Origin of the sequence: Parapedobacter tibetensis, from assembly GCF_024704835.1 — a bacterium.
Taxonomy (GTDB): Bacteria; Bacteroidota; Bacteroidia; order Sphingobacteriales; family Sphingobacteriaceae; genus Parapedobacter; species Parapedobacter tibetensis.
In genome coordinates this window covers 79,206-92,692 of record NZ_JAMXBE010000015.1, presented here as the reverse complement: position 1 = coordinate 92,692, position 13,487 = coordinate 79,206, and the positions used below count along the sequence as shown (strand labels likewise).

Annotated in this window: 13 protein-coding genes; all 13 read left to right on the top strand. The window is 46.8% G+C overall.

Features of this window, described 5'->3' with window-relative positions; genetic code table 11:
* Nucleotides 1-22: 22 nt before the first annotated feature.
* The 13 genes from NF543_RS20345 to NF543_RS20285 all read left to right on the top strand — a co-directional run bounded on the left by NF543_RS20345 (nt 23) and on the right by NF543_RS20285 (nt 13,132).
* Entirely contained in the window at nt 23-1,588 is a 1,566-nt protein-coding gene (locus tag NF543_RS20345; RefSeq protein ID WP_257670036.1) for a lipopolysaccharide biosynthesis protein, read from the top strand.
* Entirely contained in the window at nt 1,581-2,528 is a 948-nt protein-coding gene (locus NF543_RS20340) for a glycosyltransferase family 2 protein (RefSeq protein WP_257670035.1), read from the top strand. Before NF543_RS20345 ends, NF543_RS20340 begins: the two co-directional genes overlap by 8 nt.
* Nucleotides 2,529-2,535: 7 nt before the next feature.
* Complete coding sequence (locus tag NF543_RS20335; RefSeq protein ID WP_257670034.1) at nt 2,536-3,606, top strand: glycosyltransferase family 4 protein; 1,071 nt, start codon at nt 2,536-2,538, stop codon at nt 3,604-3,606.
* Between the two features lie 45 nt (nt 3,607-3,651).
* Nucleotides 3,652-4,857, top strand: coding sequence for a glycosyltransferase family 4 protein (locus NF543_RS20330; RefSeq protein ID WP_257670033.1), 1,206 nt, complete (start codon nt 3,652-3,654; stop codon nt 4,855-4,857).
* 4 nt (nt 4,858-4,861) lie between these two features.
* Nucleotides 4,862-6,031 (top strand): O-antigen ligase family protein, encoded by a 1,170-nt coding sequence (locus tag NF543_RS20325; protein WP_257670032.1) that lies wholly within the window; start codon nt 4,862-4,864, stop codon nt 6,029-6,031.
* On the top strand, nt 6,016-7,032 hold the full coding sequence (locus tag NF543_RS20320; protein ID WP_257670031.1) for a glycosyltransferase family 4 protein: 1,017 nt from the start codon (nt 6,016-6,018) through the stop codon (nt 7,030-7,032). Before NF543_RS20325 ends, NF543_RS20320 begins: the two co-directional genes overlap by 16 nt.
* A 2-nt stretch (nt 7,033-7,034) precedes the next feature.
* Nucleotides 7,035-8,576: a right-handed parallel beta-helix repeat-containing protein gene (locus tag NF543_RS20315; protein ID WP_257957537.1), complete on the top strand. Its 1,542-nt coding sequence runs from the start codon at nt 7,035-7,037 to the stop codon at nt 8,574-8,576.
* The gene (locus tag NF543_RS20310; protein WP_257670029.1) at nt 8,573-9,490 is read left to right on the top strand and encodes a glycosyltransferase; all 918 of its coding nucleotides are present in this window, start codon (nt 8,573-8,575) and stop codon (nt 9,488-9,490) included. Before NF543_RS20315 ends, NF543_RS20310 begins: the two co-directional genes overlap by 4 nt.
* A 180-nt stretch (nt 9,491-9,670) precedes the next feature.
* Nucleotides 9,671-10,417: a sugar transferase gene (locus tag NF543_RS20305; RefSeq protein ID WP_257670028.1), complete on the top strand. Its 747-nt coding sequence runs from the start codon at nt 9,671-9,673 to the stop codon at nt 10,415-10,417.
* A 240-nt stretch (nt 10,418-10,657) separates the two neighbouring features.
* Nucleotides 10,658-10,861: a hypothetical protein gene (locus NF543_RS20300; RefSeq protein ID WP_257670027.1), complete on the top strand. Its 204-nt coding sequence runs from the start codon at nt 10,658-10,660 to the stop codon at nt 10,859-10,861.
* A gap of 994 nt (nt 10,862-11,855) precedes the next feature.
* Nucleotides 11,856-12,014: a hypothetical protein gene (locus NF543_RS20295; RefSeq protein ID WP_257670026.1), complete on the top strand. Its 159-nt coding sequence runs from the start codon at nt 11,856-11,858 to the stop codon at nt 12,012-12,014.
* Nucleotides 12,015-12,022: 8 nt separating this feature from the next.
* The gene (locus NF543_RS20290; protein WP_257670025.1) at nt 12,023-12,547 is read left to right on the top strand and encodes a hypothetical protein; all 525 of its coding nucleotides are present in this window, start codon (nt 12,023-12,025) and stop codon (nt 12,545-12,547) included.
* 18 nt (nt 12,548-12,565) lie between these two features.
* Nucleotides 12,566-13,132: a hypothetical protein gene (locus NF543_RS20285; protein ID WP_257670024.1), complete on the top strand. Its 567-nt coding sequence runs from the start codon at nt 12,566-12,568 to the stop codon at nt 13,130-13,132.
* Nucleotides 13,133-13,487: the final 355 nt, after the last annotated feature.

Below are 13,487 nucleotides of genomic sequence, written 5' to 3'. Positions count from 1 at the left end.
TGCCGATATTGGCCGGCTGAATATGCATTCAAAATCTAATGTACCACAGACGGGAACCCCAAACCGGGCCAAACGTGTTTTCTCCGGTTCTGTTTGGGGCATCTTGGCTAAAATCCTGGATGCGTTAGCCAAGTTCATCACCATCCCGTTGCTGGTGAGTTTCTATGGCAAGACAGATTATGGCCTGATTGCACTCGCATTTTCCCTCAATGCCTATTTGCGTCTCATGGATTTGGGATTCAACATAGGGGCAGTGCGTTTTTTCTCCATGTGGACGGAGAAAGGCGAATGGGATAAAATAGGGGAAGTTTCCCGTTCAAGCATTATTTTTTATGGGATAATCGGATTGGCCAATGCCTTGCTGTTTTTGGCCATGTCTGCGTATGGACAACAGCTTTTCAATCTGGCCGATGCACAGTTGCCATTATATAGGCAGATGATGTACATCTTGGCTTTCTCAACCGTATTGAGCTGGCTTTCTAATGTGGTTGTCCAGTTGCTGAGTGCTAAGGATGAATTGGGTTTTGTGAATCGGGTGACCGTGATCAGTAGCGTGTTGAATTTCGCCGTGGCCTTCATAGCCATCCAATTGCAATGGACACTCATTACTTATTTTATCTGGTATACGCTATCTACACTGGTGCCGATACCCTTTTATATATGGAAGCTTCGCGTTTTCCAATTGCCCATTGGTTTTTTGCTGACACCGCGGTGGCATGGAAAAGCCTTCAGGGAAATATTGGTTTACAGCTTGGCGATTTTCGCTATGGGACTGTTCCAGCTGACCGCCAACAACCTGCGGCCACTGCTTTTGGGCAAATTTGCCGAGGGTATCGAAGTCCTCACTGACTATCGGGTTATCCAAACCATCGCCATGCTCATTGTGGCTTTCGGAGGTGTGTTTATGCAGGTGCTGCTTCCTTCGGCCTCCAAAGCGTATGCAGAAGGTGACCAACGACGCATTGAACGTATGATTTTCGAGGCGACCAAATACATATCCATTTTCTTGGCTTTCATGGTTTTTGTGTTGATTCTGAATGCGGACGACATCTTGTTGCTATATATGGGAGCAGGATATGAAAATTTATCGCATTGGCTGTCACTTTGGTTACTCACAGTGTTGCTTTCCATGCACAACACACCAGTGGCCAGCTTGGTACTTTCAACGGGCAAAACACGTTTCCTTGTCTATTCATCGGCCATCGCCTGTATTGTATCATTGCCCATTACGGTTGTTTTTGCCAAAACCTTACAGGTAGGCGCGGCCGTCGTAGGTTATATGGTGTATATGGTGCTGCAAATCGGGTTTTATTATAGTTATTACATTCCAAAAGTGCTAGGGCTGGATGGTTTCCGGCTTTTCACACGGGCATTCCTGCCGGCTGCCATTGGGGGCGTGCTGGCGTGGTTCATCAGCAGCTATGTAGCCCAAATACTTGCTATGCCTGGCGGTTATGGCACGGTAATGGTCAATTCGGCTATATTTGTGTTGGTTTACTTGGTATACCTGTTGGTTTTTGTCATCAAACCACCGGATATCCGTTACCTGAAAGAAACACTTATGGGAAAAGGAAAGGGCAATGCCTAAATTTTCGATTTGTATACCTGCATATAAGAGCCACTTCTTGGAGGAGTGTATCCGGAGTATCCTCGGGCAGTCGGTCACCGATTTCGAGCTGATTGTGCTAAACGATTGTTCGCCGGAGCCGGTTGGGCAAATCGTATCTGGGTTTATAGATTCTCGCATCCGTTATCATGAGAATGAAAGCAATGTCGGCGCTGGGAGGCTTACTGACAATTGGAATAAATGCTTGTCATTAGCCCAAGGCGAATACATCATGGTGATGGGTGATGATGATCGCTTGGAGCCCGATTACTTGGAAGAATTTTCAAAGTTGATTGCTGAATACCCCGATTTGCATGTGTTTCACTGTAGGAGCCTCATCATTGATGATGGTGGTAAAGCACTCCAGCTTACGCCCGCTTACCCATCCTATGAACGGGTATGCGACAATATTTGGCATCGCCTGCGACAGTTGCGGTCGCAATACATTTCTGACTTTGTGTACCGTGCCGATGCGCTTAGGCAGCAGGGAGGATTTTATAAGTTGCCCCTGGCATGGGGGTCAGATGATATCACGGCCTATATTGCCAGTGCCGAAAAGGGCATTGCCCATACCAACAACCCTGTATTTAACTACCGAAGCAACAGCTTGTCCATCACTTCATCCGGCAACGATTTGGAAAAAATGCATGCTAATACTGCATATGCCCAGTGGCTTGGCTTTTTTTTAGAAGAACATGCTCCGCATAAAACGGAAAAGGTTGTTTATGATAACCTACTTAAACAGCAAGACCATCTCATGCGGCTACGTAAGCGGTATACCATGGCACTATCTATGCGTAGCCGTATGATAAGCAAGTTATGGATGTGGCTTCGGCACCGCAAGGAATTTGATCTTAAGTTCATCGATATCGCCACTGCAGCGATAAAGTCGCGTGGATTGCGGAAAAGAAAACCCAACTAAATCACATATGGATATCGTTTTCAATCCACCTGTGAATGAAGAAAACCAATATATTCAAATATTGGCAGGGGAGTTGCGTGCCAAGGGTTACCGGATACATGCGTTGGATGATGTTTTTTCGAGTTTCAAACACTTCAAATCCATCAAGCTGGTACATCTCAATTGGTTTGAAAACATAGATGACAGCAGTTTTTTAGTAGCGTTACGAAGCTTCTTGCGTAAATTGGTCGTATTGACCGTTATCCGCTTGAGTGGAAAACCTTTAGTATGGACCATGCACAATCGAGCTTCGCATGAGAAGGGGTTGGCCTTTTTCAGCCGTACCATCACCCGCCTGTTGATGCGTTGGTCGCACCGCATCGTCATCCACGCACGGGAGTCGGAAGATATCCTTGCCAAGCATGGTGCCCAGATCGCGCAGAAAGCGGTTTATTTACCCCATCCCAATTTCATCGGGGAGTATGGAGAGGTACACACTGATCTGGAAAGCGATAAGAGCAGACTACACCTGTTATTTACCGGCATGGTGAAACCGTATAAAAACCTTGAGCTGCTTATCGATGTGGTGGATGGGTTTGGGAACAATATACAATTGACCATAGCTGGCAAAGCGATTGATGGACGGTACCAACGGCAAATCGAAGATGTATCAGAAAAGGCTGGTAATGTAGTGTTGTTGCCCTATTTCATCCCTAATGGTGAAGTTGCTTCGCTTCTGGCTAAAGCCGATGTGTTGGTGCTGCCGTATGATTTATCCAGCAGCCTCAATTCCGGAACGGCGATCTTGGCATTTTCCTATAAAAAAACGGTAATTTGTCCTGAAATCGGCACCATTATGGACTTAGGTGACCATCAACAGGATGTATTTCATTATCGGTATGGTACCGTGGAAGAACATCGGAATGCATTGCGAGGGCAAATTGAACTGGCCATGGGGTTAAAACAAGCAGATTCAATCGCATTGGAAGGGATGGGCAACCGATTATATGAATATATGTCGATCACTCATAACCAGCGTTTGGTAGGGGAGCGATTGAATGCGGTATATTTACACCTATTGGAAATAAAAACCTCATAGGTCTTTGCTCGCATTCAAGGAGCTAACGTTGTTTAATTATAAAAAATGAAAATCCTTTACATCAATGCACTATATAGTCCGTATGTAGAAGGAGGTGCGGAACTATCACTCAAGCTTATCGTAGAAGGGATGCAAGCCAAAGGCCATGAGGTGGCTGTACTGAGCATGGTGCCGGAGGCAGGACTGCGCAGTGAGTGGGTGGATGGTGTGAAGGTATATCGGGCTGGACTGAAAAACAGGTATTGGCCGTTCACCAAAGAGCGACCGAGCACATACCGCAGGCTGGCTTGGCACCTCCGTGACCGCCGAAACCTTGCTATGCGTACCTATGTGCATGAGGTGCTACTGCTTGAAAAACCAGATGTCGTATCATGTCATAACTTAGTGGGTTGGTCGGTTTCAATTTGGGATGAAATCGAGCGCATGCAGATTCCCATTGTACAGGTTTTGCACGATTTGTACCTACTATGCCCCAATAGCAACATGTATAAAAATGGACAACCCTGCGTTCGCCAATGTTTCAGTTGCCATGTATTGCGCATGGGGCACCGAGCACGTTCCAATAAGATAAGCGCGGTGGTGGGTATCAGCCGCAGCATATTAAATCGCTTTGAAGCATATGGGTATTTTGCCAATGTCCCGCGGTATGTTGTGCACAATGCCCGTCATATTCCGATCGCACGGCCGCTACGCGTACGCAAGGAAGGGGAACCATTAAATGTGGGCTATATTGGCACATTGTCTGCAATCAAAGGAGTAGAGTGGCTCATCAACCAATTTAAAGCATCGGGCATCGATGGTAGGCTACACATCGCGGGACGGGGAAGGTCTGAAGATGTGCAGCATTTGGAAAAACTCGCCCAAGATGACAGTCGCATTGTATTTGAAGGTTATGTAGACTCCAAGGATTTTTACCCCATTATTGATGTACTGGTGGTACCCTCGTTATGGGAAGAGCCGCTGGGTATGGTGGCCATCGAAGGTTTGGCAAACAATTTGCCAATCATAGCGAGCAACCGCGGCGGTCTGCGGGAAACTGTTGCCGATGGAAGAAATGGCATTCTTTGTGAACCTGACAGGCCCGATTCCCTTGGACATGCATTGACGACCTTATGGCGCGATGTAGCCGTTTATAATGGGTTGGCCGAAGCGGCAAGGCAATCTGTAAGTGCGTACATTCGCGTGGAACGTATGGTCGACGAATATGAAGAAGTGTTGCGAGCAGTAATAACGGATGATACAAAGGCTTAGAACTATGGATAGCAAGAAGACTACCGTATGCGAGGTGCTGTTTTGCCTCGCCCTGCTTGCTGTTTTTTTGCCCATCAAGGTATATCCGTTGGTGTTTCTCTTGGCATCCTTGTTCTTTTTTTGGGATACACCAAAACTGCTTCGTTCTTTTTGGGCGCTATTCCTAGTGATTTTCACAGGTTACGCCGCATTGATATTTCTTGTCGATTTGCCGGCCGACCGTATTGAAATGACAAATTTCCTCAAATTACCCATCAATTTTACATTTCTGTATGCGGCGGTCGGATGGCTTGCCCAACGTGATAATAGCAAGCTGCTCCACTGGGTAGACATTACCCTGCATATAGCCCTAGGCCTTACCTTAGCCCAATTGCTGATATACCATGAAGCCGCCGCTTTCCAATGGATCAATGGTAGCCCCTCTTCGGCCAAGGGTAGTGCGCTGTATAAGCCATCACTTTATTTTTGGGGTTTGGCAGACAAAAATATGTTTGGTGCACGTATTGCCTTGCTTGGTTTTGCCTATGTATTGCTTCCCGTAGTGCGGGTGCGTGCTATCGTTTGGTGGCGCATTGCCCTGGTATTGGCGCTGGCCTGGTTATCACTTTCGCGCACCCCCATGGTGGCGTTGTTCATTGGTGTCTTCTCCCTGCTATGGGTGTCTTTTAACATGCGGTGGCGCATCGTGCTTGGTGTGATCGTGGCGGCGGCTCTTCCATTTGTGGCGCAAAAAGTAATCCGGATAGACACCATCACAGCCTCCAATGACGGTATGGGCGTAAGGTTAGTATATTGGAAGGCATTCTTTGCCCATTTTAAGGAGATTTCCCCGTTGGGCAACGGTTTTATGAGCGGAAGGGATTTCCTTGGCCAACACGCCGCATTTTACCATGGCGAGCCCCATATTCATGATACGTTTATGAGTTGTTACCTCGATTTTGGTATCATTGGTTTCCTTAGTTATGTGTTGTTCCTCTTTTATTTCTATCGTTTTTGCCTACAAAAACAGGCTAACCGGGTATTTTGGTGGGTAGCAGGAATACCTTTGTTGGCCATCATGATGATTTTATATTCAGGGTATGACAACGACATCATCCTTTACCTGGTGCTCGTTTTCTTGTTGGGGAGCGCCCACCCCATTGATTTCAAACAACTCAAATGGAGGGCGGCTTGATGGGTATCCGAGTATTGATAGATAAGCGGTGGGATGGCGATACAGGTATCGGCAAGCTGTACCGTGAAGTGATGACCCGCATGCCTCCCGAGGTTTCGCCTGTGTTTGTACAAAGCCAGATGGGATTAGGAAACCTGCTTACACCATTCATGTTGTCGCGTGAAATCCGAAAATCGGATGCAATGGTCTTCTATAGCCCTTCATTCATGCCACCGGTGAGCAGTCGTATTCCGTTTGTGTTTACCATCCACGACCTCATGCATCTGTTTTATTATACCCCATTGCACCGTTTATATTATAAGCAGGTAATTGCTCGATTGGCCCGACGGGCGATGGGAATCATTACGGTTTCGCATTTTAGCAAAAGTCAGTTGGTGGAGTTGCTCGGTATCGATGAAAAACAGATATCGGTTGTTTACAACGGGGTCGATGAGGCCTACCGCTTGAATAAGGATGTCTTCCATTCCGATAGGCCCTACTTCCTCTATGTGGGGAACAGGCGCAAGAACAAGAATGTGCCCGCCATGTTGACCGCGTTTGCTCAGGCATCCATTCCGAAGGATTATCAATTTTTCCTTTCCGGCAACCCAGACCAAGCGCTGACTGATTTGATTAATGAACTACATATTAGCCATCGCGTCCGGTTTTTGGGTTTTATCCCAGAGGCTGAATTGCCGGCGCTTTACAAAGGAGCATTTGCCACCCTGTTTGTGTCATTGATGGAAGGATTTGGATTGCCGATTATTGAGTCTATGGCCTCTGGAACGCCGGTGCTTACCGCAACGGCGGGTTCCTTGCCCGAAGTTGCCGGTGCTGCCGCACGCTGTGTAGACCCGAGGGATATTGAGGCAATTGCCAATGGCATCGAGACGTTGGTAAATGATACAGACGGTTATAACCGGTTTAAAAAAGAAGGTGAATTGCGTGCGGCCCAATTTACGTGGGACACTACGGCCGCGCAAACCTGGAAACTGATATTGGACAAACAAGCAACGCGATGAAGATGGTTAATTTATTTCACATCCTATCGATGTGCGGAACAGTTATGATGTTGGCATGCAACGGCGATCCCATACATGCGGATAACAAAGGGACGGATGTTGGGCGCAAGATTGATGTTCGGCAATACGGAGCCAAAGGTGATGGCAAAACCGATGATACCAAGGCCATTCAAGCCGTCTTGGATAGCGCTGTAGTGGGTGATACCGTTTATTTGCCGAAAGGGACTTATTTGATTCGGACGCTACGGCTTGTGGCCAATGTAGCTTTTGTGGCAGACGGTATGATAAAGCAACCGCCAGAATTGGCGGGAAAATTCGCCATAGCCAAGCAAAACTCCGATGCACCACTTTTCCGCGCACACCGAATATCCAATGTCTACCTGTCATTCCGCGCAGAGACAGTCAATGAGGCATTGTATGCTTCGCAATGTAGAAATATTACCGTTGCAAATAGCCAGCTTACGGGAGACTCAACAAACAGTCGCTCCTTTTCCGCGGTATTGTGGTATGATTGTTCTTCATCTCGAATAACAGGGAGCACCATCGGTTACTATGGAGTGAGGCGTAGCTCGCCGAAAACTTACAACCCCGGAACGGCGATCCGGGTGCTTTCGAGTCGCGGTATTACCATCTCGGGTAATGAGCTGAGAGACAATGGCGAAAACGGTATTTTTATCCATGATAGCGGCGATGTTGAAATAGACGGGAACCGGATTTATCGCAATGGAATGAGTGGCATCCAAATCGGATTCAATGCCGCTGAGAAAGTTGCAAACTACCGGATCACAAACAATCGCCTGGAACACAATGCTGCCGATGCCGTGGATATCAATAATCGTGCACATGGTCGGGTTGTGGCTATCAATGCCCTAATTGCAGGTAATTATAGTCATGGCAATGGTTTCGTCAATGAAGAGCCTACACCCGATGGTTCGGGTATTGCCACGCTTATTGGCGTTTCGGATGTGATCATGAGCGGAAACCGGGCTTTCGCCAATAACCGCCCCGCCCTTTATGCAGAGGGATGCGGCATACTCGTTGCGAACCGAAATGTGACCGATGGTGAGTTTGAAATGGTGGGCAATTGGGATCAGGTAAAGATGCACAATAATGCGTTTCGCGCCTTGAGGATCTTGGCCAACGCGGAGGGAAATGTATTGGACCTGCGGCAAAACGAAGTTGGCCAAGTGATGTTGCCGAACGGTATACGGATAGACTCCTTATATGTGATCGAAAATAAGATCGGCAGCGGGCCGGTAAACATCAATATGCAGGGAAATCTAAAATTTGAGGGCAATCGGCTGAAAAGCGCGCATGATGTGGGGGCGTTACTGATCGTGAATGTCAACAGCGCTTCCTTGATAGGTAACCACATTAATAACACAAAAAATGCGGCGATTACAATCAGGAAAACGGCTTACAACATATTCATTGATAGTAATTTCGTTACATCCGGCGGCACTTGGCTACATGATTTTGGATCGCCCGATATCAAAATAGGCAACAATCAAATTCAGGAACACGTGGAGACTACAGCGCCATGATGAATGTGAACCTATACATACCTACACTGAACGCAGGCGATAAGTGGCCAGAATTGCTGCGTGCACTTAACCGTCAGACTTATCCCGTCAATCGCCGGGTGGTCATCGATTCGGGCTCCACGGATGAAACGGTGGAGCGGGCAATCGCAGCGGGATTTGAGGTTATTAAAATTGCCAAAGCCAGCTTTGACCATGGGGGTACCCGCCAGCTGGCCATCGAGACCTATCCCCAAGCAGAAGTTTATGTTTTTCTTACGCAGGATGCCATTCCAGCCGATGAATCCATGTTGATGAATATCATGGTCCAGTTTAACGACCCGCAAATAGGCATGGCCTATGGAAGGCAGTTGCCGCGTGCAGGAGCTACGCTGATGGAAACCCACGCACGCTTATTTAACTACCCTGTGCGCACCCAGGTGAGAAGCTTGGAAGATGCAGGTAAATACGGTATAAAAACGATTTCCTGTTCCAATTCCTTTGCGGCTTACCGCAGCAGTTGCTTCCTAGAAGCGGGTGGTTTTCCGTTGGGCACCATTATGGGTGAAGATGTGATTATGGCAGGGAAACTCTTGCTGAAAGGGTGGAAGATGGCTTACGTAGGGGATGCCTGCGTTTATCACTCACATGATTATACCATTCGGGAAGAATTTGAACGCTATTTCGATATTGGTGTATTCCATAGCGACAATCGATGGATATTCGAATCGTTTGGCCGTGCTGATGGCGAAGGATTCCGATATGCCAAATCGGAAATCGGATATGTAGGTCGCCGTAATCCCTTTTTATTGCCAAAAATTTTTTGCTCCTTCATCGCTAAATGGCTGGGATATAAACTTGGATTGGTATACCGAATATTGCCCAAGGACTTTCGGAGGGCCTTTTCCATGTATAAGGGCTATTGGGACAGGCTCTAAATAACTTACGCCGCTCACATTCGTCCATCATACCACCCCATTTGTGGAATTTTTCCCCACTTCTCCAATCCTATTCTTTTTATAAAATGCCCGCTACGTTCAACTATGGGCATATTCGTACGTTTTCACCATCGTGGCACTTAATTGGTATTTATGTTAAAGGAAATTAGTGAAAATATTATGGTCAGAGAAAATCAAATACAGGAAATTGCGTTAAACAGTGATCGCAACATATACTTACAAGGAGGCGCTTCTTTTCAGGGAACCTTTGATGATTTCATCACATACTATCCCACCTTTCGGATTAACCTGCAGTTCTTTAAAAGGAGGTTGCTGGTTTACCAAGAAACCATTTTCATCAAGCGGGTATTTGATATTGTATTTTCTTTGTCGGTAATGATAGTGGGTTTGCCAGTTTTCCTCTTACTGACGCTCATCACGGCACTTACTTCGCGCGGCCCCGTTTTCTATAAACAAGAGCGTATTGGTAAGGACGAGGAACCCTTTCTTATCTATAAATTCAGGAGCATGCGTGTCGATGCCGAACATGCCGGCCCGCAACTGGCCTCTGACGACGATCCCCGTATAACCAAGTGGGGAAAGTTTATGCGTAAAACGCATTTAGACGAACTGCCACAATTTTGGAATGTGCTGAGGGGCGATATGGCCATTGTGGGGCCACGTCCGGAACGTCAACATTTCATAAACGAAATCACTAAAAAAGCACCCGAATATAAGCAGCTGCTGCGCGTGAAACCCGGCATCACATCCATTGGGCAGGTAACCTATGGGTATGCCGAAAATGTGGATCAAATGTGTGATCGCATGGCCTATGATTTGGGGTACCTATCACGGATTGGCCTCCAAACGGACCTGGACATCATCCTGCAAACGGTGAAGGTGATGGCGCAGGGGAAAGGAAAGTAACATTCCTGCTAAGGCTGCTGATTACTTCGCGGCTTGCCGTAATACCCTGCCAATTATCTGTGCAGAACGATGCAGCCGGAAATCCTTCCTTATTGAAGAGATTACTTCTACCGGCTTCATCCATCCAAGTGTATCGTATAGTTATGGTTCTATGACGCTTTGTATGGCTAAACGGATTCACTTAACCTGCCTACGCAGCGGACGCCAGCTGGAGGCAAAACCTTTGAGGGGATTGGTTCGATGAGGAATACCGACCAGTGGTTTGACAAAACCAGACAACGTGTAGACATTTTCGGAGCTCCTTCGGGACTGCAACGGGATTTCTTCGAGACTACAACGGGGCTGGTACGGGTGCAGGCCGATCAAGGGTCGTCGCTTGCCCGGTACCCATCCGGTTTATATCCGAAGCCGTCTCCAACCCATCCCCAACCGTGGAGAGGCTAAATTAGATTACCCACACTATCCGTCATAGAGCCATAGTTATAGCCAAAGAAATGCAACTCCATCAACCTGATGACGGGCTTTGTTATAACAATGCCGGAAGGGTGTCTGCGTCAACAGCTTCGTTTCGAAGGTTGTCCAATATCGTTCGAGACCTTTATGTTTGAATGATTTTATCATTTAACTGTATTGTATACAAAATACGTAATACAATTTATTTAAACAAGGACAGGCTTGGTAAGTAAAAACAAAACCCCAGCCGGATAGGGTTGGAGTGGTTAAAATCTACAGCCTCACGGCTATGATTCGAAGATACGGATTTATCGCTGAAAAATAGGTGCCCTGAATCAAACCGACAACGATATAACGAAAAAAGGCCATTCAAGGCCTTTTTAGTGTTCCCGAAGGATTCGAACCTATCGGGAAATCTATCTCTTTATCAATAGTTTACAAACCCTTCGTTTCCCAACTCACCGAATCACTCACTGGTTTGACGCACGTTTTAGCTGCAATTGCTATATAGCAAATATAAGCATTTTCAGCAGTAAGCCCATAAGAAATGTGTTTAATTACATGATTTTCTCATTGTTATAAGTATTATGGCTGATCTGGTAGAATATAGTTTTAAAGGAGGTGTTCAAGCAACATCAGAAACTAAGGGGCATGGTAATGTCAAGCTGTTGGTGAAAATAGTTAGGAGTCCGGTATTTGTTATATTCCAGAAATTAAGGTCTGCTACGCAAATTAATATCGGATGAAGATGATTAGCGACAAAAAGGACGGTATGAGGCTTATTGCAATTAAATTATAGGAGTCCTTAACGAATATTACCACAAACCATCGGTACAGAGATTATATGCTGCCGTTTTTACAACCAGCGCCAATACCGCCAAGGAAAATACCCATTTTGGTGTATTGTCGATTACAAAGATATTTGATAAATTTATCCAGTGAAATTTTTAGGCTTTAAGAAGTTATTAAAATTCAACCATCTGCCATGAAAACATCTATTACGCTGATCCTGAGCGTTCCGTTCGTCTCTATTGCCATTGCCCAAACCCCAAAGCTCACTTTCGCATTTGATGCCGCTGGTAACCAGACCACGCGCACATGGGTTTGCGTGAATTGCCCTACTTCATTGGGCAGATTATGGTAAGCATAAAAATGAGAAGCACAACACTTTTTGCCCTAGTTTTACTTGGGCTCACCTTGCTGTCAGGATGCAAAAAGCATTGGGAAGATGACCAATTGAGCATCGCAAGGGAAAGTTATTCGGGCGATCAGCTAAGGATTGACGGATATTATGTGAAGGGAAATACAATTTTAAGCATTTATGTGCTTTACGACAATGGGATATTATTAGTCGGCGATAGCTTTTACGCCGATGAATTAGAGTCCAGAGCGGCTAAAATGCAAACCACGGAATGGCAGGCCGTAACCAAGAAGTGCAAATATTGCTGGGGGGCCTTTACCATCAGGGGAAACGAAATTACGTATGAACGGTGGGTTCCCCCTTCGGGAGGTGGATTCCCCACATTCACATGGAAGGGAACCATTACCAGCGACACCGAATTTGTAATGACCTCGCGCAGGGATAACCGGAAAGGCAAAACGGAAGCGATAAATGAAGTCTACCGTTTCGTGGAATTCGAGCCCAAGCCGGATAGTACCAATCCTTTCGTAAACTAAACTACAAAAAAGCAACAGATGGGAAAATTACTGGCACTTTTGATATTGGCCACATGCTTTCTGCCCGAAGCAACCGCACAGCGGCGCATGTCCGTCGGGTTATCCGGCAACTACGGCAGCTACAATCGATTTGGGGGTGAAATATACGTCCGCAAACCGATCAGCCTGATCCGAAAGGACGCAGAGTTCAAGGCGGGTATCGTTACGCGCAACTACCCGCTATCCTTTGATGGCGTCGAAAACCTCGAGGCGACATCTCTGGGGATATTTGGGGACGCGGCCATCTACCCGTTCCCGGATAACGGATTGTTCACCGGCATCCGGCTGGAAGTGCTGGACTTCAACTGGCTTGCTACAAGCTCCAGTGCTGAAATCGAACGCCAGCGGGAATATGACATGCCACCGTTTTTCCTGGGTGCCAGTGCGTTCTTTCAGGCCGGCTACTGTTTTGCGGTTTCAGAGGGCTTTGCCCTCCGGCTCTACGGGCAGCCAGGCGTCCGTTATTTTCTCGTCACCAATGGCAGTACCTCCATAAACGGGTCGGACGGCCTACAAAGATCACAGGTCAACAACCCGAAGCGGTAAGGAAACGTACAGGGGGAAGAAGGAAAACCACACCCGTAGCGGACGGAGGTGAGGCAGCTTCCGGTAATGCTTTTCCGTCATAAGGACACCGGGCTGAACCGGTGCGGACGCGACTCATCGCATTACCTCCAAAAATCAGTGAACCATGTTTTTCCATAACCTCCCGAATTTCAGCCCCTATTCGCACCAGTGTGGTTTTGCCTGACTGCCTTTGGGTCTACAACGGCAATGGCCTTGAAGTGTGTGGCCAACTGCATGAGTTTCGTTGTTGCAATACGTCGAATCATGTACAATAATATGGAAATATGGAATCAAATTCCATATTTTTCCAAAAATCTGCGTTTTAAACTTTCCT

Excerpts from the sequence above, each read along its gene's own strand:
- NF543_RS20335 (WP_257670034.1), top strand. The coding sequence starts at position 2,536 with ATGGATATCGTTTTCAATCCACCTGTGAATGAAGAAAACCAATATATT.
- NF543_RS20295 (WP_257670026.1), top strand. The coding sequence starts at position 11,856 with ATGAAAACATCTATTACGCTGATCCTGAGCGTTCCGTTCGTCTCTATT.
- NF543_RS20330 (WP_257670033.1), top strand. The coding sequence starts at position 3,652 with ATGAAAATCCTTTACATCAATGCACTATATAGTCCGTATGTAGAAGGA.
- NF543_RS20340 (WP_257670035.1), top strand. The coding sequence starts at position 1,581 with ATGCCTAAATTTTCGATTTGTATACCTGCATATAAGAGCCACTTCTTG.
- NF543_RS20290 (WP_257670025.1), top strand. The coding sequence starts at position 12,023 with ATGAGAAGCACAACACTTTTTGCCCTAGTTTTACTTGGGCTCACCTTG.
- NF543_RS20310 (WP_257670029.1), top strand. The coding sequence starts at position 8,573 with ATGATGAATGTGAACCTATACATACCTACACTGAACGCAGGCGATAAG.
- NF543_RS20325 (WP_257670032.1), top strand. The coding sequence starts at position 4,862 with ATGGATAGCAAGAAGACTACCGTATGCGAGGTGCTGTTTTGCCTCGCC.
- NF543_RS20320 (WP_257670031.1), top strand. The coding sequence starts at position 6,016 with ATGGAGGGCGGCTTGATGGGTATCCGAGTATTGATAGATAAGCGGTGG.
- NF543_RS20305 (WP_257670028.1), top strand. The coding sequence starts at position 9,671 with ATGGTCAGAGAAAATCAAATACAGGAAATTGCGTTAAACAGTGATCGC.
- NF543_RS20315 (WP_257957537.1), top strand. The coding sequence starts at position 7,035 with ATGGTTAATTTATTTCACATCCTATCGATGTGCGGAACAGTTATGATG.
- NF543_RS20300 (WP_257670027.1), top strand. The coding sequence starts at position 10,658 with ATGAGGAATACCGACCAGTGGTTTGACAAAACCAGACAACGTGTAGAC.
- NF543_RS20285 (WP_257670024.1), top strand. The coding sequence starts at position 12,566 with ATGGGAAAATTACTGGCACTTTTGATATTGGCCACATGCTTTCTGCCC.
- NF543_RS20345 (WP_257670036.1), top strand. The coding sequence starts at position 23 with ATGCATTCAAAATCTAATGTACCACAGACGGGAACCCCAAACCGGGCC.